The 20545-nt window shown below is 65.0% G+C and carries 20 protein-coding genes and 1 pseudogene; 14 read left to right on the top strand and 7 right to left on the bottom strand.

Annotated elements, in window-relative coordinates; all coding sequences use genetic code 11:
- The 3 genes from H8B02_RS17470 to H8B02_RS17460 form a co-directional block, all read left to right on the top strand.
- Positions 1 to 547 (top strand): SDR family NAD(P)-dependent oxidoreductase (locus H8B02_RS17470; RefSeq protein ID WP_229167369.1); only part of this gene is annotated, 547 nt, incomplete at its 5' end.
- Positions 548 to 856: 309 nt separating this feature from the next.
- A complete protein-coding gene (gene trpS / locus H8B02_RS17465) occupies positions 857 to 1858 on the top strand; it encodes a tryptophan--tRNA ligase (protein ID WP_229167368.1) in 1002 nt (333 codons plus the stop codon).
- An 82-nt stretch (positions 1859 to 1940) separates the two neighbouring features.
- The gene (locus tag H8B02_RS17460) at positions 1941 to 2141 is read left to right on the top strand and encodes a hypothetical protein (protein WP_229167367.1); all 201 of its coding nucleotides are present in this window, start codon (positions 1941 to 1943) and stop codon (positions 2139 to 2141) included.
- Between the two features lie 12 nt (positions 2142 to 2153).
- Here H8B02_RS17460 and H8B02_RS17455 read toward each other — a convergent pair whose 3' ends face one another.
- The 3 genes from H8B02_RS17455 to H8B02_RS17445 all read right to left on the bottom strand — a co-directional run bounded on the left by H8B02_RS17455 (position 2154) and on the right by H8B02_RS17445 (position 4435).
- Positions 2154 to 3044, bottom strand: coding sequence for an aldose 1-epimerase family protein (locus tag H8B02_RS17455; protein ID WP_229167366.1), 891 nt, complete (start codon positions 3042 to 3044; stop codon positions 2154 to 2156).
- A 110-nt stretch (positions 3045 to 3154) separates the two neighbouring features.
- Positions 3155 to 3922 carry an enoyl-CoA hydratase-related protein gene (locus H8B02_RS17450; protein ID WP_229167365.1) on the bottom strand — a complete coding sequence of 256 codons (768 nt, stop codon included), beginning with the start codon at positions 3920 to 3922 and terminating at the stop codon, positions 3155 to 3157.
- Between the two features lie 78 nt (positions 3923 to 4000).
- Positions 4001 to 4435, bottom strand: a complete 435-nt coding sequence (locus H8B02_RS17445) for a MarR family winged helix-turn-helix transcriptional regulator (RefSeq protein WP_229167364.1) — start codon at positions 4433 to 4435, stop codon at positions 4001 to 4003.
- A gap of 266 nt (positions 4436 to 4701) precedes the next feature.
- On the opposite strand from H8B02_RS17445, the gene H8B02_RS17440 reads away from it, so the two are divergent.
- Together H8B02_RS17440 and H8B02_RS17435 are read left to right on the top strand one after the other, a co-directional pair.
- Positions 4702 to 5601: a CHAD domain-containing protein gene (locus H8B02_RS17440; protein ID WP_229167363.1), complete on the top strand. Its 900-nt coding sequence runs from the start codon at positions 4702 to 4704 to the stop codon at positions 5599 to 5601.
- A gap of 117 nt (positions 5602 to 5718) precedes the next feature.
- Positions 5719 to 6957 (top strand): annotated as a pseudogene (locus H8B02_RS17435) (SulP family inorganic anion transporter); the annotation flags it as partial.
- Between the two features lie 66 nt (positions 6958 to 7023).
- On the opposite strand, the gene H8B02_RS17430 reads toward H8B02_RS17435, so the two are convergent.
- Positions 7024 to 8034, bottom strand: coding sequence for a LacI family DNA-binding transcriptional regulator (locus H8B02_RS17430; RefSeq protein ID WP_229167362.1), 1011 nt, complete (start codon positions 8032 to 8034; stop codon positions 7024 to 7026).
- A gap of 97 nt (positions 8035 to 8131) precedes the next feature.
- Here H8B02_RS17430 and H8B02_RS17425 point away from each other — a divergent pair, with 97 nt between their 5' ends.
- The 5 genes from H8B02_RS17425 (at position 8132) to H8B02_RS17405 (ending at position 12859) form a co-directional block, all read left to right on the top strand.
- Positions 8132 to 9004: a phytanoyl-CoA dioxygenase family protein gene (locus H8B02_RS17425; RefSeq protein WP_229167361.1), complete on the top strand. Its 873-nt coding sequence runs from the start codon at positions 8132 to 8134 to the stop codon at positions 9002 to 9004.
- 77 nt (positions 9005 to 9081) lie between these two features.
- Positions 9082 to 10059, top strand: coding sequence for an MFS transporter (locus tag H8B02_RS17420; RefSeq protein WP_229167360.1), 978 nt, complete (start codon positions 9082 to 9084; stop codon positions 10057 to 10059).
- A gap of 24 nt (positions 10060 to 10083) precedes the next feature.
- On the top strand, positions 10084 to 10428 hold the full coding sequence (locus H8B02_RS17415) for an MFS transporter (RefSeq protein WP_229167359.1): 345 nt from the start codon (positions 10084 to 10086) through the stop codon (positions 10426 to 10428).
- 3 nt (positions 10429 to 10431) lie between these two features.
- Positions 10432 to 11292 (top strand): sugar phosphate isomerase/epimerase family protein, encoded by an 861-nt coding sequence (locus H8B02_RS17410; protein WP_229167358.1) that lies wholly within the window; start codon positions 10432 to 10434, stop codon positions 11290 to 11292.
- A 109-nt stretch (positions 11293 to 11401) separates the two neighbouring features.
- Positions 11402 to 12859 (top strand): hypothetical protein, encoded by a 1458-nt coding sequence (locus tag H8B02_RS17405; RefSeq protein ID WP_229167357.1) that lies wholly within the window; start codon positions 11402 to 11404, stop codon positions 12857 to 12859.
- Between the two features lie 14 nt (positions 12860 to 12873).
- Here the strand turns inward: H8B02_RS17405 and H8B02_RS17400 are convergent, their stop codons facing one another.
- Together H8B02_RS17400 and H8B02_RS17395 are read right to left on the bottom strand one after the other, a co-directional pair.
- Positions 12874 to 13725, bottom strand: coding sequence for a division plane positioning ATPase MipZ (locus H8B02_RS17400; protein ID WP_283842201.1), 852 nt, complete (start codon positions 13723 to 13725; stop codon positions 12874 to 12876).
- Between the two features lie 209 nt (positions 13726 to 13934).
- Positions 13935 to 14723: a crotonase/enoyl-CoA hydratase family protein gene (locus H8B02_RS17395; protein ID WP_229167355.1), complete on the bottom strand. Its 789-nt coding sequence runs from the start codon at positions 14721 to 14723 to the stop codon at positions 13935 to 13937.
- A 103-nt stretch (positions 14724 to 14826) separates the two neighbouring features.
- Between H8B02_RS17395 and H8B02_RS17390 the strand changes: the two genes are divergently transcribed.
- From H8B02_RS17390 to H8B02_RS17375, 4 genes are all read left to right on the top strand, one after another.
- The gene (locus H8B02_RS17390; protein WP_229167354.1) at positions 14827 to 15396 is read left to right on the top strand and encodes a TetR/AcrR family transcriptional regulator; all 570 of its coding nucleotides are present in this window, start codon (positions 14827 to 14829) and stop codon (positions 15394 to 15396) included.
- Positions 15397 to 15433: 37 nt separating this feature from the next.
- Positions 15434 to 16192, top strand: coding sequence for an SDR family NAD(P)-dependent oxidoreductase (locus tag H8B02_RS17385; RefSeq protein ID WP_229167353.1), 759 nt, complete (start codon positions 15434 to 15436; stop codon positions 16190 to 16192).
- A gap of 112 nt (positions 16193 to 16304) precedes the next feature.
- Positions 16305 to 17228: a glutathione S-transferase family protein gene (locus H8B02_RS17380; protein ID WP_229167352.1), complete on the top strand. Its 924-nt coding sequence runs from the start codon at positions 16305 to 16307 to the stop codon at positions 17226 to 17228.
- Between the two features lie 224 nt (positions 17229 to 17452).
- Positions 17453 to 18487 carry an LLM class flavin-dependent oxidoreductase gene (locus tag H8B02_RS17375; RefSeq protein WP_229167351.1) on the top strand — a complete coding sequence of 345 codons (1035 nt, stop codon included), beginning with the start codon at positions 17453 to 17455 and terminating at the stop codon, positions 18485 to 18487.
- An 84-nt stretch (positions 18488 to 18571) separates the two neighbouring features.
- On the opposite strand, the gene H8B02_RS17370 is transcribed toward H8B02_RS17375, so the two are convergent.
- Positions 18572 to 20143, bottom strand: a complete 1572-nt coding sequence (locus H8B02_RS17370; protein ID WP_229167350.1) for a porin — start codon at positions 20141 to 20143, stop codon at positions 18572 to 18574.
- Positions 20144 to 20545: the final 402 nt, after the last annotated feature.

Raw genomic sequence — 20545 nt, 5'->3', positions numbered from 1 at the left:
CGGCGCCGACGTCTCGGAAGCTGCCGCCGTCGCCCGCCTGGTCGAGCGCGCCAAAGCCGAGCTCGGACCGGTCGACATCCTCGTCAACAATGCGGGGATCGCGATCGTCAGGGGTGTCGACGACCTCACCGAAGAGGATTTCGACCGCACCATCACGGTCAACCTCAAATCGGCATTTCTCTGCACGCAAGCGGTGCTGCCGATGATGCGCACCCGAAAATGGGGCCGCATCGTCAACATCTCCTCCGGTGCTGCGCGCGGCGGTGGCGCGATCGGGCCGCACTACAACGCATCGAAGGCGGCGATGGAGGGCATGACCCGCGGCTATGCCGCGCGCCTCGTCAAGGAGGGCATCACCGTCAACGCCGTCGCGCCGTCGCTGATCGAGACCGACATGATGAAGGGGCAGAGCGGCCTGGTCAGCCGGATCCCGATCGGCCGCTTCGGCACCGCCGAGGAGGTCGCGCAGGCCGTGATGCTGCTGGTCAACAACCCCTACATGACCGGGCAAACCATCGCGATGAGCGGCGGCATGGCGTTCAACTAGAGCGTTTTCGAGCGAAGTGGGTACCGGTTCGCGTAAAGAAAACGCGTCAAGACAAAAATCTAGAGCCCCGTTCCGATTTCAATCGGAACGGGGCTCTAGGATTGTCGATATCTTGACCGCGTCGCAGGTTTACCCTATCGGCTACGGCATGAACCGCTCGAACCTCATCGCCAATTTCTGGTGGCTCGCCGACTGACAGGCGGGCCGAACGCGTTCATGCATTTTCGGGGCCGCCGCATCGGGCGGCCTTTTTGTTTGGCTTCATCCAGCCCGCATGCGGTGTCCCCATTCAACCGAATGGAGATACAAATGACCAAACCGATCATCCTCACCGGCGACCGCACCACGGGGCCGCTGCATCTCGGCCATTACGCCGGCTCGCTCCGAAGCCGCCTGACGTTTCAGGACAACCATGAGCAGTTTCTGCTGCTCGCCGACATGCAGGCGCTGACCGACAATGCGCACGACATCGGCAAGGTCCGCAGCAACGTCATCGAGGTCGCGCTGGATTATCTTGCCGTCGGGATCGATCCCGGCCGAACCTCGATCTGCCTGCAATCGCAGCTCCCGGCGCTGGCGGAGCTGTCGATGCTCTATCTCAACCTCGTCACCGTCGCGCGGCTGGAACGCAACCCCACCATCAAGGACGAGATCCGCGCGCGCGGTTTCGGACGCGACATCCCGGCGGGTTTCCTGTGCTACCCGGTGGCGCAGGCCGCCGATATCACCGCGTTTCGCGCCACCATCGTGCCGGTCGGCGAGGATCAGGCGCCCTTGATCGAGCAGACCAACGAGATCGTCCGGCGGGTCAACGCGCTCGCGGGCCGTACGCTGCTACAGGAAGCCGAAGCTATCATCCCGCGTGCGGGGCGGCTGCCCGGCGTCGATGGACGCGCGAAGATGAGCAAGTCCGCGGGCAACGCGATTCCGCTTTCGGCTTCACCCGATGACATCTCGGCCGCGGTGCGCGCGATGTTCACCGATCCCGATCACCTGCGCGTCGCCGACCCCGGCAAGGTCGAGGGCAATGTCGTCTTCACCTATCTCGACGCGTTCGACGACGATCACGACGCCGTCGCGGAACTGAAGGCGCGCTATCGGCGCGGCGGTCTCGGCGATACGACCGTCAAGCGGCGGCTGGAGGACATCCTGCAAGCCCTGATCGCACCGATCCGCACGCGGCGCGCCGAGCTGGCGACCAATCGCGACCACGTCACTGAGGTGATCAGGCGCGGAACCCTGACGGCGCGGGAGATTACCGAGCGCACCAGGCGCGACGTCATGGAAGGGCTTGGCTTGTTCCAGCTCTGATCGCGCCGTCATCAAAGCGTGGCAGGAACTGTGCTTGACTATAACAGTTGTCCGCTTGGCGAAACCGGATTTGGAGCTAGTCGTGATCGATCCGAAAACGCTTCTCGAACGCGCCGCACAGCTGGCTGATCAAGCCAAGGGCGAGAAAGATACCGGTATTCGCGAGCGGCTGCTGCGCATGGCCGAGCACTACCGCGATCTGGCCGCGCATGAGGCCTGGGCGCATGAAAACCCGCCGTCAGTGGGTGCGATCACCAGCGCGCTCAGCTCTCGCGCGCATTGACCTGATCTTCGATTAGCTCACGCGAATACGATAGCTCAGCGACTGACGCGCGCCGGGCGCGATCTGCATCAAGCCGGGCTTGTCGGCGAACTCGCCGTCGAACTCTGCGGGGCTGGCAAAACCGTGCCACGGCTCGATGCAGAGGAACGGCGCGCCGCTGACCTTCGACCAGATGCCGAGTTGCCGGAAGCCGCGCCAGGAAATTTCGATCGCCGGGCCTTGTGTGGCTGCTGCCGGGCCTAGTGTCGCCGTGAAGAGGATCGATGCACTTGCGACCTGATCGAAGACCATCGCGTCGTCATCGAACAGCTCCTCCGACAGCGCAAGCGTTCTGCCCTTGACCGGATTGGGTTCAGGCTGCGGCCGCATCAATCCATCCTTCAGCCGCCGGATCGGTGCAGGTTCAGTCTTGCCGAAGGTCAGCGTGTAAGCCTCCTTCGGCAGCCCCGGCACCAGCGGCCAGTTGAAGGCGGGATGACCACCGAGCGAGGCCGGTAGTATCTCGTCGCCGGTGTTGATGACATCGAAGGCGACATCGAGATCGGCGCCATCAACGGTGTAGGTGATCTCGAGCCTGAATGCGAAGGGGTAACGCGTACGGGTTTCCGCGTCGTCGGTGAGCGCGAGCTTGCATGATCGCGGCCCCCGCTCCAGCCAGGCAAAGCGGCGATCCCGCGCAAAGCCGTGCTGCGTCATCGGATAGGCTTTGCCATGGTGGCGCAGCGTGTCGTTCTTCAACCGGCCGACGATCGGGAACAGGATCGGTGCATGGCGCGGCCATTGCGGGCCGGCCTGCCACAGCAGTTCGGTCCCTTCGGCATTCCTGAGCGACGACAGTTCGGCGCCCTGCGCCTGAATTGTCGCGGCGATTCCATCGCCGCGCAGCGTGTGACTGTCGCTCATGCCTCGCCTCGCCGGTTGCGCCATGCCCTGACACGAGATGTTCGATGCCGGCGAAGCCGTCAACCCCAAAGCGATGGGGACGCCACGCGTGACGGCCCCAGGCTCCGGGTCTATCCGGTGATCTTGGAGAAATCAGGCTGCCGACGCTCGGCAAAGGCGGCAAAGGCCTCGCGCGCTTCCGCGCTCATCAGCCGCTGCTGGAAGATTTCGCCCTCGCGCGCCATTTGCGCGCTGATCCCTGCGGGATCGCGCATCAACGCCTTGGTGTGCTGGAGCGAGCCGAACGGCCGCTTCGCCAGCGCCTCCGCCGCGGCGCGTGCCTTGGCGCGGAGATCGGCAAGCGGCACCACGGCATTGGCAAGGCCGATGGAAACCGCAGTCTCCGCCTCGACCGGCTCGCCGAGCGCGAACATCGCATAGGCCCGCGCATAGCCGATGCGCTGCGGCAGCAGATAGGTCGACGCCGCCTCCGGCACCAGCGCGAGATTGACGAACGGCGTGATCAGCCGCGCAGTCGGCGCGAGGTAGACGAGGTCGCAATGCAGCAGCATGGTGGTGCCGATGCCGACCGCATTGCCCTGCACCGCGGCAACCAGCGGCCGCGTCGCCTTGGCAAGGCCGGCAAGGAAGCGCGTCACGTGACGCTCGCCCTGCACGCCGCGCGACACCGCCGCGAAGTCGGCGAGGTCGTTGCCTGCGGTAAAGCTGTCGCCGTCGCCCTGGAGCAGCACGGCGCGGATTGCGGAATCGCCTTCCGCGCGTTCGAGCGCGTCGGCCATCGCGCCATACATCGCGTTGGTGATCGCGTTCTTCTTGTCCGGACGCGCCATCGTCACGGTGAGAACGCCACCGTCCAGCGCTACGACCACTTCACTCATGTCTCACTCCTGTTGCTTGCTGCTTGTTGGACGCGTTTTCTTGACGCGAACCGGTACCCACTTCGCTTTGAAAACGCGCTAGCCGTCTTTGTCTTTCGGAAACTTCTCTTGCAGGCTGGTCAGCCAGCGCGACACCACGTCGATTTCCGCTTCCGAAAATCCGTCCATCAGGCGGTTGTTGATCACCCTGGTCCGCGTTGCGGCGCGCTTGCCTAGCTCCTGCCCGGCCACCGTCAGATGGAGCTGCTGGCTGCGCCCGTCCTCACCGTCGCGCCGGCGCTTGACGAGGCCCGCACGCTCCATCCGGTCGGCGAGCCCGGTCATCGCCGACGGCACGATGTCGAGCGCCTGCGAGACGTCGCCGATCAGCGCGCCGTCATTGCGCCCGAGGAAGAACAGCACGCCCGCCTGCGCCGACGTCAGATCGTGCGCAGCGGTCTCCTGCTCGATGGCGCGCTGCAGCCGCCGATAGGCCACGGTCAGAAGAAAGATCAGCCGGTGTTCCGCTCTCATGCCGCTGTTATATATTTCGCATGCGAAACATCAAGATATTTCGCGCACGAAATATCTTCCGATTTGGTGCTCCCCGACGGGGCGAGCCTTGCCAATTGACTGGAATGAGGCCCCGCGACCGGGTTGATTGCGACATTTTGATCGCGCCGCCGGATCGCTGCACTGCGCTCCAGCAGAAAACCCTTGATCGACAACGGTCAAACGGGAAATCTTCAATCCGGGGGCCGTGGTTTGCGTTGCGGCTCGGGCGGGGTCACGAGAGTGTCATGACGTCAGCGGCAAGTTCGGACAGGGAGCGCATTGTCCGCCCAAAGCGGCTGCGCCATCTCAGCGAAGCCATGCGTTGTGAGACCGCGTTTCGCCTGATCCTGTCCGAATGCCTCGAGGAAGTCGCAACCAACCACGAGGCGCTGAGCTCCGGCGATCCCACAGCGCTCCATCAGACCCGCATTGCACTGACGCGGCTGAAGGCGGCGATCGCCTTCTACGGCCCGATGGTGGCCGACAGCGAATGGACGCGACTGAAATCCGAGTTGAAATGGCTGAGCGCTTATCTCAGCGCAACGCGCGACCTCGACGTTGCGATCGACAACAGCAAAGGGCTGCCGGAAGAGCGCATGCTCCAGACAGCCCGAACCAATGCGTTCGAAGCGCTCAAGGAAGCCTTGCAAAGCGACCGTTACTGGCAATGGTTCGACGGCATGTGGGATTGGATCGGCAGCGGCCCCTGGAGCACGCGGCAGAACCGCCGTGCCGCGCAACGGCGCGCCGTGCCGGTCTCGGTCTTTCATGCGCGCCGGCTGGCGCGCTGGCATGGCAAGCTGTGCCAGAAGAGCCGCGGGCTGCAGGGCATGGGCAAGAACAAGCGTCACCGCGTCCGTCTCGCCAGCAAGCGGCTGCGCTACGCCATCGAGTTCTCGGAAGGCGGATTGCCCCCCGACGAATACGCGTCATGGCGGACCGTACTCAAGCATCTGCGCAAGGGACAACAACTGCTCGGCGAATTGAACGATGACGAGGTCCGTCGCGCGCTGCTCGAAAGTGCCGATGCCCTCGCGCGGCGCGTCGACGAACGCAAGGCCAAGCACCAGCGCGTGCACGAGCGCAAGCGCAAGAGCCGCCTGCTGCGCCGCGCTGCAGACGTCTACCGGAAGATTGCCGAATGAACGCAACTCCTCGCTCCCCGCCAGCGGCGGTCTCGCCCATCGCAAAAATCCCAAGCATGTTTCTCGCACACAGCGAGCGCACCCGTTTTCTTCATCCCCTGCCCGGTGGTTATCCTCATGCCTGACGGCTCTTCTACGGCACACCTCTATCGTCCGAAACTCGTCACCACCCTGACCGAAGGTTATGGCCTCGGTGCCTTCCGACACGACCTGATGGCAGGATTGACCGTCGCGGTGGTCGCGTTGCCGCTATCGATGGCGATCGCAGTGGCCTCGGGCGTGACACCGGAGCGCGGGCTGTTCACGGCCATCGTCGGCGGCTTCCTGGTCTCTGCCCTCGGCGGCAGCCGCTATCAGATCGGCGGGCCGGCCGGTGCCTTCATCGTGCTCGTCGCGGCGACGGCCGCGAAGTTCGGCGTCGAAGGGCTGCTGCTCACGGTGCTGGTCTCCGGACTGACGCTGACGCTGATCGGCGCGTCGGGCCTCGGCTCGCTGATCCGCTACATTCCGCATCCCGTCACCGTCGGCTTCACCTGCGGAATCGCGGTCACCATTCTGGCCAGCCAGCTGCGCGATCTTGGCGGGCTGACGCTTGCCGGTAGCGAGCCCGGGCCCTTCCTGCCGAAGCTCGCGGCGCTGAGCCACGCGCTGCCGACCCTGAACGGGTCGGCGCTCGCGGTCGGCGCCGGCTCGGCGGCCGTGATCTTCGCGCTGCGCGCCTGGCGTCCGGCCTTGCCGGCGATGCTGATCGCGATTGCGATCGCCTCGGTCGCGGCGCTGCTGTTGCATCTGCCGGTTGAGACCATCGGCAGCCGGTTCGGCGAAATTCCGCGCGGCCTGCCGGTGCCGCATCTGCCGGAATTTTCCTGGGCGCTGCTGGTGCAGATCCTGCCGGCGTCGCTCTCCTTCACGCTGCTCGGCGGCGTCGAGAGCCTGCTCTCGGCAAAGGTCGCCGACGGCATGACCGGCCGCAAGCATCGCTCCAACATGGAGCTGGTGGCGCAGGGCATCGCCAACGTCGCCTCCGCATTCTTCGGCGGAATCAGCGTCACCGGCACGATCGCACGCACCGCCACCAACATCCGGGCCGGAGCGCGCAGCCCGCTGTCCGGCATGATGCATTCGGCGTTCCTGCTGTCGTTCATGATGCTCGCCGCACCGCTTGCGAGCTACATTCCGCTCTCTGCGCTGGCCGCGGTCCTGGTCGTGGTGTGCTGGTACATGGCAGAGAAGGAGGAATTCCTGCGCCTGATCAGGGATCGACGCAGCGCCGCGGTGCTGATCACGACATTTGCGCTGACGGTGTTCAAGGATCTGACCTTCGGCATCATCGCCGGGTGCCTGGTCGCGGCAATGTTCGCCGGCATCGACCGCTGGGCCACAGACAATAAGGGCTAGGTCCGCCCCAGACCGGCAGAACCGCTAACCGCTGTCGCGCAGCACCAGCTCGAAGCCGAGATCGATGCGGCGCTCGCCGCCGCGCTCCAGCATCAGCGTCGCCGCGGTGCGGCCGATCGCGTCGCCATGCACGCTGATCGTGCTCAGCGTCGGCGAGATCAGCTGGCCCATTTCGAGATCGCCGAGCCCGATCACGGCGACCGGCTGCGCCGATGCAGGCCCGTCGCGCAGCAGGCCGGCCTTGCGCAGCCCCGACATGAAGCCGATCGCATGCGCATCGTTGGCGGCGAACACCGCGTCGACATCGGGCAGGCGCGCATGCGCCGCCACGCTGCCGGAGTCCTTGCGGTCGAGGATCAGCCGGCGCGGCTCGGATAGGCCGCTTGCCAGTGCCTCGTCCCTGAAGCCGAACCAGCGCCGCGTGCCGCGCGGATCGTCGCCGCCGATGAAGGCGAGCTGCCTGCGCCCCTGCGCAACCAGATGCTTCGCGACAGCGACGCCGGCCTGGTAATTGTCGAAGCCCGCGACCGCATCGATCGGGTTTGCCGGCAGATCCCAGGTCTCGACGATTGGAATCCGCGCATTGCGCAGCAGGCGGCTGCCCTCCTCGGTCGCCGGCGAGCCGACCATGATGATCGCCTCGGGCCGCCGCGACAGCAGCGCTGCCAGCACGCGGTCCTCGCGCACCGCGTCGTAGCGCGACTGCGCCAGGATCACGGAGAAGCCGAGCGGCTCGAGCTTGTCGGACAGACCTTGCACCGTGTCGGCGAAGATCGAGTTGGCGATGGTCGGCACCAGCACGCCGACCGAATTGGTCCGCGCACTCGCCAGCGCACCTGCGACCAGGTTCGGGACATAGCCGAGGTCGCGCATCGCCCGCTCGACCCGCGCCCGGGTCTCGGGGGCGACGAGGTCAGGCATCCGCACCACCCGGCTCACCGTGATCGAGGAGACGCCGGCGCGCTTGGCCACCTCTGAGAGGGTGGGCGCGGCACCGGACGGGCCGGTTCCGGGTTCGGTCAGGTCGGAGCTCATGGGCCGGACCCTGCACGATTCCGGGTTGCCAAGCCATTATGTTAGCGCTAGCATCACGCCATGTTAGCGCTAACATGGACAAAATGGGAGAAACGGCATGATTTCAGACGAGCAGGCCCAGGCCTACAAGCGCGACGGGGTGATCGTGGTCCCCGAAGTGCTCAACCAGGAGACGCTCGGCAACGTACGCACGGTGCTCGCAGAACTGGTGGCGGGCGCGGCCGCTGTGAGCGAGCACACCGACGTCTACGACCTCGAGCCGGGCCATACGCCGGAGACCCCGCGCGTCCGCCGCATCAAGGCGCCGCACAAGGTGCACCCGATCTTCGACGAGATCGTCCGCAGCCCCGCCGTGATCTCGATCCTGACCAAGTTGATCGGCCCCGGGCTCCGGCTGCACGGCGCCAAGCTCAACATGAAGTCGGCGCAATACGGCTCGCCGGTCGAGTGGCATCAGGACTGGGCATTCTATCCGCACACCAATGACGACATCCTCGCGATCGGCGTGCTGCTCGACGACTGCGATATCGAAAACGGCCCGATGCTGGTGACGCCGGGATCGCACACCGGCAGCACGATGTGGGATCATCACGGCGAGGACGGCTGCTTCGCAGGCTTGATCGATCCGGACCAGATCCAGGACGACATCAAGCGCGCGGTGCCCTGCATGGGCAAGGCCGGCAGCATGTCGTTCCACCACGTGCGCGCGCTGCACGGCTCGGCGACCAACACATCAAACCGGCCGCGCAACCTGCTGCTCTATGAAGTGGCCGCCAGCGACGCCTGGCCGTTGATGGGCGTGAAGGACTTCGACGAATTCAACGGCCGCCTGCTGGCGGGTCCGCCGGTGGTCGCACCACGGTTGACCGACGTGCCGGTACGGATGCCATTGCCGCCGGCCAAACGACAGGGATCGATCTACGAGACCCAGTCGGCGGCGAAGAAATCCTACTTCACGCGCGCCGCCTGAGACTGACGACAATGCCCGCGGCAAGCCGCGGGCATTGCTGCATTCAAGACACAAAAATCAAAATAACGGGGAAACGAATGACCGAGATGGCAAGAGATGGCGCTCGCACATCGCGCCTGCGTGTGATCCTGGCCGCAAGCATCGGCTCCGCGCTCGAATGGTACGACTTCTTCCTCTACGGCACCGCGGCCGCGCTGGTGTTCGGCGAGCTGTTCTTTCCAAAGAGCGATCCGGCGGTCGGCACGCTGCTGTCGTTCCTGACCTTCGGCGTCGGCTTCGTGGTGCGGCCGTTCGGCGGCCTGCTGTTCGGCATCCTCGGCGATCGCTATGGCCGCAAGCCGGTGCTGGTCGCAACGCTGTTGATGATCGGCATCGGCACCACCGCGATCGGCTTCCTGCCGACCTATGCGCAGATCGGCGTCTGGTCGCCGATCCTTCTGGTTGCGATGCGCGTCATCCAGGGTCTCGGCGCCGGTGCCGAGTATGGCGGCGCGGTGATCTACCTCGTGGAGAACGCGCCGCCGAAGCATCGCGGCTTCTGGGGCGGCTTCGCGCCGCTCGGTGTCTCCGTCGGCAATCTGCTCGCCGCCGCCGCCTTCGCGCTGGTGACGATGCTGCCGCGTGAGGACCTGATGAGCTGGGGTTGGCGCCTGCCCTTCCTGGCGAGCTTCCTGCTGATCGTCGTCGGCATCTTCGTCCGCATGCGGATCACCGAGACGCCGGTGTACACCCAGGCGGTGGTCGCGCGCGGCAAGGTCGAGAGCAATCCGGCGATGGAGGCGTTGCGCCGGCACCCGCGCAACTTCTTCGTCGTGCTCGGCGCGCGGATGGCCGAGAACGGGCTCGGCTATTTCTTCCCGGTGTTCGGTCTGAGCTACGTCATCACGACGCTGGGCGTGCCGAAAGCGGAGGCGCTCAGCGCGCTGATGCTGGCCTTCGCGATCGAGCTGTTTGCGATACTTGGCTTCGCGGCGTTGTCGGACCGGATCGGACGGCGGCCGGTCTACATGTTCGGCGCGCTGGCCGGCGTGGCGCTTTCCTTCCCGTTCTTCTAGATGGTCGGCACCAAGGAGTGGATCATGATCGCGCTCGCCTTCATCCTGGCGCGCGCCGTGGTGACGGCAGCGATGTTCGGGCCACAGGCGGCGTATTTTGCCGAACTGTTCCCGCCGCAACGCCGCTTCGCCGGCTTTGCCTTCGCGCGCGAGCTCGGCTCGCTGCTGTCGGGCGGCCCGGCGCCGTTCGTCGCCACCGCGCTGGTGGCGGCCTACGGCACCTGGTGGCCGGTCGCCTGTTACGCCATGTTCCTGTCCGTCTGCACGGTGGTTGCGATCTGGATCGGGCCGGAGACCTATCAGGAGAACATCGCCGAAGACGCGAGCGAGCAGGCCGAGCTGCCTGCGGCGATCCCGGCGCGGGCCTGATCGGTGGCGCAGCAGCTGCACGTCCTGCAGTCGCTCTGGGCGATGGAGCGACGGCTGGCGGATGAGGACGAATGGCCGCTGCAAACCCAGCTCGCGATGATCCGCGATGCCGGGTTTGACGGCGCCGGCGTGCGCTTCGTCGATCCTGCCTTCGCGCGCGAAGTAACGAGCTTCCTTCGCGCGCATGGCATGATCTGGCAGGCGCAATGCTATCCGAAGAGTGTCGATGATCTGAAACCGGTGCTCGAGCTGGTGGCACAGCTCGGCGCCGATCATGTCAACCTGCAGCCGGACATTCGGCCGCGCCGGATCGCAGATTGCATTCCCCTGCTCGAAGGCTGGCGGCGGCTTGCCGCGGAGGCCGGCGTCGCCGTGCATGTCGAGACCCATCGCGATCGCATGACGACCGACCTGTTCTTCATGCTCGATCTGCTCGACTGCTTTCCCGATCTGCGGCTGACCGCCGATCTCTCGCATTATCTGGTCGGACGTGAATTCGCGTGGCCGGTCGACGACGTCAATCATGCGATGATCCATCGCATCCTCGACAATGCCTGGGGCATCCACGGCCGCATCGCGAGCCGCGAGCAGGTGCAGATCTCGCTCGGCTTTCCGCAGCACCAGGGCTGGGTGTCGCTATTCATGGGCTGGTGGGACTACGGCATCCGCTCCTGGCGCAAGCGCGCCGGGCCCGATGCGACCCTGACCTTCCTGTGCGAGCTCGGTCCCCCGCCCTATGCGATCACCGGGCCCGACGGCAGGGAATTGTCCGACCGCTGGCAGGACGCGCTGGTCATGAAGGACATGATCCGCGCGCTATGGGATCGCATCGCGAACGAGCCGCACGGCCCGCCATCGAGTTGATCCTGAGAAGCTGCAGCGGCATGCTGCGGCGAAGCGCCATTGAGAACGCCGCGAAGCCCTTATGCGCGACCATCGGGTCCTTCCTCCTCGACGCCTCGCATGCGTCGTTGTGCTGGCCATTGCGGCCTTTGCCCAGGCGAAGGCGGCCGCGGCGGAGCTGACGCTTGACGTCGCCGCCATGCCGCGTGTAGCGACCATCGACCCACGCTTCCTGTCCTACAACATCGAGATGGTCGAGGTGACCGGCGGACGATTCTGGAAGCCCTATGCCGCCGCACGGCCGGGTGCGAAGCCGGAACGGTTCGCGGCGCGCACGCCGATCGATCTGCAGGACGGCAGGCTACGCAAGCTCGCAGCAGCGCTCGCTCCGGCTTACCTTCGCGTGAGCGGAACCTGGGCCAATAGCACGTTCTTTGCGGATTCCGACGCCCCACCTGCCGCGCCGCCGGCCGGCTTCAACGGCGTCCTGACGCGACAGCAGTGGCGGAGCGTGATCGACTTCTCGCACGCCGTCGACGCTCCCATTGTCACGTCCTTTGCAATCAGCGCCGGCACGCGTGGCGCTGACGGCCGATGGACCTCAGAACAGACCCGGCAGCTTCTCGCTTTCGCAAAATCGACCGGCGGCCGGATCGCCGCGGCCGAATTCATGAACGAGCCCGACCTGCCGGCCATCGGCGGCGCCCCGGAGCATTACGATGCCGCAGCTTACGGCCGCGATTTTGCAACGTTCCGCGCATTCATGAAGGACGCCGCACCCGACGTGACGATCCTCGGCCCAGGCACGATCGGCACCGGCGCGAATGCTCAAGCGCGCTTCGCGGTTTCGGCACAAGGCATCGACGTGGTCTCCTACCATCATTATGGCGCGCTCTCGGCGCGATGCTCCGGCGATCGCACGGCACAGCTGGCCTTGTCAGACCGATGGCTGGCACGAACCGGCAAGACATTCGCCTTCTACCGGACGCTGCGCGACCGGCTTGCACCGGGCAGGCCGGTCTGGCTGACCGAGACCGCAGAGACCGCGTGCGGCGGCAATCGCTGGGCCGCGACCTTCACCGATACGTTCCGCTATCTCGATCAGCTCGGGCGGCTCGCCAAGGCGGGCGTTCAGGTAGTGATGCACAACACGCTTGCGGCGAGCGACTACGGGCTGCTCGACGAACAAACCCATCTGCCGCGGCCGAACTACTGGGCCGCGCTGCTATGGCGACGGCTGATGGGAACCACCGTGCTCGATGCCGGCGTCGGCGAGCAACCCGGTCTCCACGTCTATGCGCATTGCGCGCGCGATCTGCCTGATGGAATAGCCCTGCTCGTCATCAACAATGATCGGCGGATGCGGCGCAAGCTGACGCTGTCGGCCGCCTCGCAACGCTACACATTGGCGAGCGAAAAACCTGTCGACGGCAATGTTCAGCTCAATGGCCGCGCGCTTGTGCTTGGGGCTTCCGACCAGATGCCCGCCCTGAATGGCGAGCCCGCCCCGGCGGGAGCGATCGACTTCGCTCCCGCAACGATCACGTTCCTGACCGTTGCCAATGCGGGCAACACCAACTGCCGGTAGCGATCCAACCTCGCCTACGCCGCGTCGCGGCTGACGTCGGAAGATTCCGCCGGGCGCGCCACCAGGTGACCCAGCATGATGGCGGTCATCAGCCGCTCCATCTCGAGCCATGCGGTGACATGCGACATGGTCGGCCGGCCACCGAGCGCGAGCTGATTGACATCGTCGACCGCCGTCAATCCGCGCGGATAGAACTCGCGGAAGATCACGCGCTCGGCCAGACCGTCGACCAGGCGGAAATTCAGCGTCTTCGATAGTTCGTTGAGGGCTTCGCCGACCAGCCGCTTGTTGCGTGAACCGATCGTCGAGAGGCGGTTGCGCAGCACCACCCACTCGAATGCCGGCTGATCCTGCGCGCGGCGCTCGCGCCGCGCTTCCTCCACCATCTTCGAATAGTGGCTGATGCCGGTCACCTTGAAGTCGTTAGGATCGACGGTGCCGAGCACGTCGAAGTCGAGGAAGCTGTCGTTCAGCGGCGTAATCAGCGTGTTCGCCAGCGAATGCGTGAACGTCGTCAGATAGGTGTCGTGACCGGGACAGTCGATGACGACGAAATCGTGCGACCGGCTGAGCCGCTCGACGATCTCGGCAAGCGCGCTGCGGCCGAGCGTCTCGACCTCACTGCTTCTGCCGCTGACCGTCTCAAAGCACATATGCGCGGGGATACCGAGATCCAGCGAGGTTTCCCGCGCCCAATCCCGCCGGTTATGGACGTAGTGCGTCAGCGATTTCTGCTTATTGTCGAGATCGATGGTGGCGACACGCTGACCCGCCTTGATCAGCGCGATGGCGACGTGCATGGCAATTGTCGACTTGCCCGAGCCGCCCTTGTTATTTCCGATTACAATTACTCGTGCGTTTGTCATGGGAATCCATACCGGACGCTTGAGTGAAAGCAGGACGAAATAGCATTTAATGAATGGATTCGAATCTCCCTGATTCGACGAATCTCGACAAGAGTCGTCGTACGATCGTTGTGATCGAAAGTGATGCGGCTGCGACAACATTGTCACAACCGCAATTCGAGCACGTATCGTGAACGCAGCGAGCGCCGCTGAGACTTGCGCCCCGGGGACTAGCGTCCCTGGAACATCGCGGCGCGGCGCTCGACGAACGACTTGATGCCCTCGGCCGCATCTGATGTGTTGAGCACGCGTTCGCGGATCTGCGGGATGATCGCAATTGCCGCCTGCTCGCCGGCTTCGATGAACTTGCGGCCCGCCTCTTTCGTCACCTGGATTCCAAGCGGCGCGTTGCGCGCGATGATCTCTGCAAGCGCCATCGCGCGCTCGATCTGCTGACCGGCCGGCACGACTTCCTGCACGAGGCCGATCCGATGCGCTTCTGCGGCACTGAACTCGTCGCACAGCAAGAGGTGATACATCGCATCACCCCACCCGGCGCGGCTGATGTAGCGGAAATGCGCGCCGGCCAGCGGCGCGATGCCGCGCTTGGCTTCCATCTGACAGAACCGGCTGTCGTCGGCGGCAATGACGATATCGCCGGCCAGCATCATCTCGATGCCGACGGTGAACACGATGCCCTGCACCGCCGTGATGATCGGCTTCCGGCACCGCTTCGACAATCCAAAGGGATCGACGTTGCCCTCCGGCAGCGGCTTGCGGCTCGCCGTCGGACCGAAGAATTTCGGCATGTCGAGACCCGCGGTGAAGCTGCCGCCGGCGGCACACAGCACACCGACCCAGAGGCCGTCATCATTGTCGAGCAGCGTCAGCGCGTCGGACAGCTCAGCCATCATCTCCGGGCTGAAGGCGTTCTTCTTCGCCGGATTGTCGATGATGATCTTCAGGATGTGATCATGCCGCTCGTGGCGGACCCGCCCTTCGCTCGCGCTGCCGGACATCTGTTCCTCCCTGCTTTGTGACTGAAATTTTCTGGATGATAGTTGTCATCCAGATGCATGATGGTCATAATCCAGGAAGAGAGTCAAACAGGGGCACTGCGAAATGGGCCATTCCCAGGCCGACAAGGCCAGGAGCCGTGAGCGCATCCTGAACGAGGCTGCGACGCAGATCCGCGACAAGGGGCTCGACGCGCTCAGCATCGGAAGTCTGATGCAGCAGGTGAAGCTGACCCATGGCGGCTTCTATGGCCACTTCGCCTCGCGTTCCGACCTGATCGCCGCCGCGCTGGAACAGGCGCTGACCTTGGGTGAGGCGTCGGCGCGCGCTTCGCGCGATCCCGACAAGCCGGTCAGCGTCAACACCCTGGTGCGAAGCTATCTCAGCCGCAGCCATCGCGACTCGCCGAAGTCGGGCTGCGCCATCGGTGCGCTGATCTCGGACGTCGGCCGCGCCGACGAACAATGCCGCGCGGTGATGGAACCGCACATTGAATCCTTCATCGCCAAGGTCGCCGAGACGTTGCGCGACGATGACGATACCCGTGCGATCGTCGCCGTCAGCGCGATGGTCGGCGCACTCGCGATCTCGCGCGTCATCACCGATCCGAAGCGATCCGATGCCATTCTGCGCACGGTGCGCGATGCCATCGTCGCGATGGCGTCCGACCAATGATTTCGCCCGCGCCGCGGGCACCTTGATGGAGTGAACCATGAACGACCGATCCGCCCTCGAGCCGACCGCTGTGCAGGGAAGCGTGCTGATTGCCGGCGTCGGCGCATCCAACGGCCTCGGCGCCGCGATCGCGCGCCGCTTTGCGGCCGGCGGCTATCCCGTCGCGATCGCCGGACGCAACGCCGAGAAGCTCGCCGCGACCGCGGCCGAACTCGCAGCTACCGGCGCCAGGGTCACCCATGTCGTCGGCGATGCCTCAAGTGCCGCGGATGTCGCCCGCTTCGTCGAGGCTGCCGGGAAGCTCGGCCCGTTGGCGATGGCCGTGCACAATGCAGGCTCCAACCGGCCGGCGCCGTTCCTCAAGGTCACCGAGCAGCGCTTCGAGGAGCACTGGCGCGAACACGCGCTCGGCGGATTCCAGCTCGCGCAGGCTGCGATCCCTGCCCTGCTTGCGCGCGGCGGCGGCACGCTGGTGTTCACCGGCGCCAGCGGCTCGTTGCGCGGCAAGGCCAACTATTCGCCATTCGCCTCCGCGAAGGCCGCGCTGCGCGCGCTGGCGCAGAGCGTGGCGCGGGAATTCGGGCCGCAGGGCATTCATGTCGGCCATGTCGTGGTCGACGGCGGCATCGAGGGCGATCGCCTGCTGAGCATGCGTCCGCAATTGAAGGACGACCGCGGGCCGGACGGGCTGCTCAACATCGCAGCCATCGCGGACGCCTATTGGGTGCTGCATCACCAGCATCGCAGTGCATGGACGCTGGAGCTCGACCTGCGGCCATGGGCGGAGTCGTTCTGACGGCACGGCGCCGTCGTCGTTCTCCAGAGGAAATGGGTTGCGATCCGCCGAAATCTTGTCAGGCTGTGCGACAAGGTCCGAGGAGATCGCAGCCCTATTCCGGGAGAAGGCCATGTCGCAGCCCACGCCGATCCTGCATCATTTCGATCAATCGCCGTTCTCCGAGAAAATCCGCATCATCTTCGGATTCAAGAAGCTCGCCTGGAACTCGGTACGGATTTCCCGGATCATGCCGCGGCCGGACCTGATGCCGATGACCGGCGGCTATCGCCGTACGCCGACGATGCAGATCGGCGCGGACATCTATTGCGACACCCAGATCATCATCCGCGAGCTGGAGCGGCGCTATCCGACGCCGACGCTGTTTCCCGCAGGCCATGCCGGGATGCCCTGGGCGCTCGGCATGTGGACCGACCGGCCGTTCTTCCAGAACACGGTCACCCTCGCGTTCGGCTTCATCGGCGACAAGGTCCCGCAGGATTTCATCGAGGATCGCGAGAAGCTGCGCGGCGCCAAGTTCGATGTCGCCGCCATGGCCGCGGCGCTGCCGCAGATGCGCGACCAGTTCCGCGCCAATGTCGACTGGATCGAGGCGCAACTCGGCGACGGCCGATCCTGGCTGTTCGGCGAGTTCAGCCTCGCCGACGTCAGCGCCTACATGAACGTGTGGTATGCGCGACAGAGCGTCGCCACGATCGACGAGATCATGAAGCACGTGCCGCGCGTTGCGGCCTGGGAGCAGCGCATCCGCGCCATCGGCCACGGCGCGCGCACGGAGATGTCGTCAGCCGACGCGCTCGAGATCGCGGCGAAGGCGCAGCCGGAATCGCCCGTTTTCGGCGACCCTGCGGATCCGAACGGCCGCAAGCCCGGCGACATCGTCAGCGTGATGCCGGACGACTACGGCAAGATCCCGGTCCGCGGCGAGATCGTCTCGCTGTCGGCGCAGCACATCGCGATCCGCCGCTCCGACGAACGCGCAGGCGAGGTCGTGGTGCATTTCCCGCGGGCCGGCTTCCTGGTCATTCCGGGCTGATCGCCCCAGCCTCGACCGCAGGCCGGATACAAGCGACCTGGAAACGCTGCGTTTCGCAGCGTGACCTTGCCGGCCGGCGAACAGGCAATACCTCCACTGGATCTCCAACCGAAGGCTCCACAGCGCAGGCTTGCGGACATCTCCGCAGCAATACGACCTTTCGGCCTGCGTGCGATGGGTGGCCCGTGGCGGATGCTCCGCCACGCCGACAACTGGACTATGTGATGACGACCTCTCTCGAATTCGGGCTCGACACATTCGGCGACGTCACCAAGGACGCCGCCGGCGCGCCGCTGCCCCACGCCCAGGTGATCCGCAACGTCGTCGACGAGGCGGTGCTGGCCGATCAGCTCGGGATCGATTTCATCGGGCTCGGCGAGCACCATCGGGCCGACTTTGCGATCTCCTCCCCCGAGACCGTGCTGGCGGCCATCGCTGCGCGCACCAACACCATCCGCCTCGGCTCGGCGGTGACCGTGCTGAGCTCGGACGATCCGATCCGCGTCTTCCAGCGCTTCGCGACCGTCGACGCGGTCTCGAACGGCCGCGCCGAGGTGATCCTCGGCCGCGGCTCGTTCACCGAGTCGTTCCCGCTGTTCGGCTTTGACCTCAGGCAATACAACGAGCTGTTCGAGGAGAAGCTGGATCTCTTCACCGAGCTCTTGAAGCAGGAGCCGGTGACCTGGCAGGGCAAGCTGCGGCCGCCGCTCAGTGGCCAGTCGGTCTATCCGCCGGTCGAGCACGGCCGGCTGAAGACCTGGATCGGCGTCGGCGGCAGCCCCGAATCGGTGGTGCGCGCGGCGCATCATGACCTGCCGCTGATGCTCGCCATCATCGGCGGCGATCCCAAGCGCTTTGCGCCCTATGTCGACCTGCACCAGCGCGCCTACCAGCAGTTCGGCCGGACGCCGAAGCCGATTGGCGTACATTCGCCAGGCTACGTTGCCGAGACCGACGCGCAAGCTCGGGAAGAACTGTGGCCCGACTACAAGGTCATGCGTGACCGGATCGGCAAGGAGCGCGGCTGGCCGCCGATGGGCCGCGACGAATTCGTGCGCGAAGCCGAACACGGCTCGCTCTATGTCGGCGCGCCGGAAACCGTTGCCCGCAAGATCGCGGCGACGGTGAACGCGCTCGGCGCGGCGCGCTTCCAGCTGAAATACTCGGCTGGCCCGCTGCCGCATGAGAAGCTGATGAAGAGCATCGAGCTTTATGGCCGCAAGGTGGTGCCGATGGTGCGCGACATGCTCGCCGCCTGATCGGCAAGAGCAAGTCCCGCAAAGCAAAACCCCCGGCGTTTTGGCGCCGGGGGTTCTGTTAGATCTCAGTCAGGTCAACCGGGATCACCAGTTGCGCTGGACTTTGAGCATCATGGTCAGGGTGTTCTGATTCTTCAGCTCGTAAATCGTAGCCGGCTTGCCGAGAGCGGCGCTGCCAGGGAAGGCGACCGTACCGGCAAATTTCTGATCCAGATGGGTGTAGGTCAAGTCACCCGTGAAGGTCAGGTTCTTGACGGGGGTCCACTGGGTCTGCGTGCCGATCTGCGCGATGCTGTAGTCCGGGTTGCAGGACGTCAGGTTGGATCCAGCTCCAAGCAGGATGCCGAACGTACCACCCACACCCGTTCCGCCGGGACCGCAGATGTAGCTCTTGGCCGTGCTCGTGTAGTTAACCTGGGCCCACGCACCGTAGATGCTGGTGTTCCAGTACGGGTTCCAGTTGTGCACGTAGGCGCCGCGGACGCCATAGGTCGTGATCAACTGCTGCGAGCCACCGGTCACGAACACGCTATCCGGAGCAAAGCCGAAGCCGATGCTCTGGTACGCACCGGGCACATTGGTGCCACCGTAGATGGTGTTCGCACCAGCCGAACCGGCGAGGTCCTGGATGTTGTAGCGGGTCGCACCGTTGGTATAGACGCCGTTGACGTTGATGGTATCGCCAGGTCCGGTCGGGATGTTCTTGATCGACAAGGCCAGCTGACCCGCCCAGCCCCACTTGTCGTCCGGATGACCGGTCAACTCGGTGGCGCCGTAGTAGGCCGCGTGGTTGTCATGCGCCGCGAACGACGCCTGGAACAGACCCCAGGCCTGATCGACGCGCAGCATCGCGACGAGGTCCGGCGCGATCGTTCCAGCATAGTCGCTGGCACCGACAATACCGAGCGCGCCAGGAGGTCCGATATTGATCGGGGCACCGAGGTTGAAGATGCCGGCCTGATAGTACTGGGTCTGATCCTGCGCCGACAGAGACAGCGACACGCCGTTGCCGAACTGAGCGGTGTAGGTGAACTGGTTCACACCAGTGATGGTGCCGCCGCCGCCGACGAGACCGTCGAAGGTGTTGCCCGGATAGTTGGCCCACGGAGCCGAGAACTGCGAGACCGCCTTACCCATGGTGAAGCCGGCGAACTGGATGAAGGCGTAGTAGACGCCGACCGTACCGGCGGCAACGTTGCCCGAACCAGCGTTGTTCGGCGCCGCAACCGTACCGATCGGCGAGTAAACGGTCGCGCCGTTACCCTGACCAGCGTAGGTGTCCGTCGTCCACGAGAACGTCGCATCGAAGAAGGTACGGACGACACCGTACTCGGTCGCGGTGCGCGTATCGATGTTCAGGTCTTCACGAGAGCGCCAGGTGTAGCCGTTGGTGAAGCGGTTGTTCGCCGCGCCAGCGCCCGAGGTGTTGCCCGTGTGGTCGGAGTTGGTGTTGATAACGATTTCCGACTTAACGTAGCCGCCCAGCTTGATACAGGTGTCGGTGCCCGGGATGTAGTAGAAACCGGGACCATACAGGGAGCAAACCTTCACGTACTCGACCGCTTTGGCCTTGACGGGAAGATCGGCCGCCTGAGCTCCGCCGACCGCGACGAGAGCCGCCGCCGAGCCGAGGATAAGGCTCTTAACCATCTTCATGTTAAACCTCCAAGTTGCTCTATCTCAGGGAAGGTTCCGGATCCGCCGGGTAAAACACCCTCAGGTTGGTTCCCTTTGTCCCTTAAATCCCCGCTCAGTCGCTTCGCGCCTTCGGACACACCCGCATGAACGCGAGGGACTTAAGCGAACCACCTAAAACGGGACGACCTTGGGATGCCCCCCTCCGTCGCAGTTCCATATGAGACAGAAGGCCCCCGATCACGCAACAAAAGACCGCTCGCGTTGAGGTAAGGTGCGGCTGTTTTCGGGCAAATGTTGCACAAATATCACGGGTATTTGAACTGCGGCATTTCGACAAGCCATTGAAATACAACAATAATATTTGAGATACCGCTAGCGGGCACAAGTTTGGGCAACACCGGGTGGAACGGTGTGCAAAAC

It is taken from the genome of Bradyrhizobium altum, from assembly GCF_020889705.1.
Lineage (GTDB): Bacteria > Pseudomonadota > Alphaproteobacteria > Rhizobiales > Xanthobacteraceae > Bradyrhizobium > Bradyrhizobium altum.
The sequence above is the reverse complement of the archived record's forward strand: the minus strand, read 5'-3'. Positions and strand labels throughout refer to the sequence as shown.

What these genes read in the sequence shown, in the direction of transcription:
- trpS (WP_229167368.1), top strand. Translation starts at nt 857, where the DNA reads ATGACCAAACCGATCATCCTCACCGGCGACCGCACCACGGGGCCGCTG.
- H8B02_RS17455 (WP_229167366.1), bottom strand. Translation starts at nt 3,044, where the DNA reads ATGAGCGACAGTCACACGCTGCGCGGCGATGGAATCGCCGCGACAATT.
- H8B02_RS17450 (WP_229167365.1), bottom strand. Translation starts at nt 3,922, where the DNA reads ATGAGTGAAGTGGTCGTAGCGCTGGACGGTGGCGTTCTCACCGTGACG.
- H8B02_RS17445 (WP_229167364.1), bottom strand. Translation starts at nt 4,435, where the DNA reads ATGAGAGCGGAACACCGGCTGATCTTTCTTCTGACCGTGGCCTATCGG.
- H8B02_RS17440 (WP_229167363.1), top strand. Translation starts at nt 4,702, where the DNA reads ATGACGTCAGCGGCAAGTTCGGACAGGGAGCGCATTGTCCGCCCAAAG.
- H8B02_RS17430 (WP_229167362.1), bottom strand. Translation starts at nt 8,034, where the DNA reads ATGAGCTCCGACCTGACCGAACCCGGAACCGGCCCGTCCGGTGCCGCG.
- H8B02_RS17425 (WP_229167361.1), top strand. Translation starts at nt 8,132, where the DNA reads ATGATTTCAGACGAGCAGGCCCAGGCCTACAAGCGCGACGGGGTGATC.
- H8B02_RS17420 (WP_229167360.1), top strand. Translation starts at nt 9,082, where the DNA reads ATGACCGAGATGGCAAGAGATGGCGCTCGCACATCGCGCCTGCGTGTG.
- H8B02_RS17415 (WP_229167359.1), top strand. Translation starts at nt 10,084, where the DNA reads ATGATCGCGCTCGCCTTCATCCTGGCGCGCGCCGTGGTGACGGCAGCG.
- H8B02_RS17400 (WP_283842201.1), bottom strand. Translation starts at nt 13,725, where the DNA reads ATGACAAACGCACGAGTAATTGTAATCGGAAATAACAAGGGCGGCTCG.
- H8B02_RS17395 (WP_229167355.1), bottom strand. Translation starts at nt 14,723, where the DNA reads ATGTCCGGCAGCGCGAGCGAAGGGCGGGTCCGCCACGAGCGGCATGAT.
- H8B02_RS17390 (WP_229167354.1), top strand. Translation starts at nt 14,827, where the DNA reads ATGGGCCATTCCCAGGCCGACAAGGCCAGGAGCCGTGAGCGCATCCTG.
- H8B02_RS17385 (WP_229167353.1), top strand. Translation starts at nt 15,434, where the DNA reads ATGAACGACCGATCCGCCCTCGAGCCGACCGCTGTGCAGGGAAGCGTG.
- H8B02_RS17380 (WP_229167352.1), top strand. Translation starts at nt 16,305, where the DNA reads ATGTCGCAGCCCACGCCGATCCTGCATCATTTCGATCAATCGCCGTTC.
- H8B02_RS17375 (WP_229167351.1), top strand. Translation starts at nt 17,453, where the DNA reads ATGACGACCTCTCTCGAATTCGGGCTCGACACATTCGGCGACGTCACC.
- H8B02_RS17370 (WP_229167350.1), bottom strand. Translation starts at nt 20,143, where the DNA reads ATGAAGATGGTTAAGAGCCTTATCCTCGGCTCGGCGGCGGCTCTCGTC.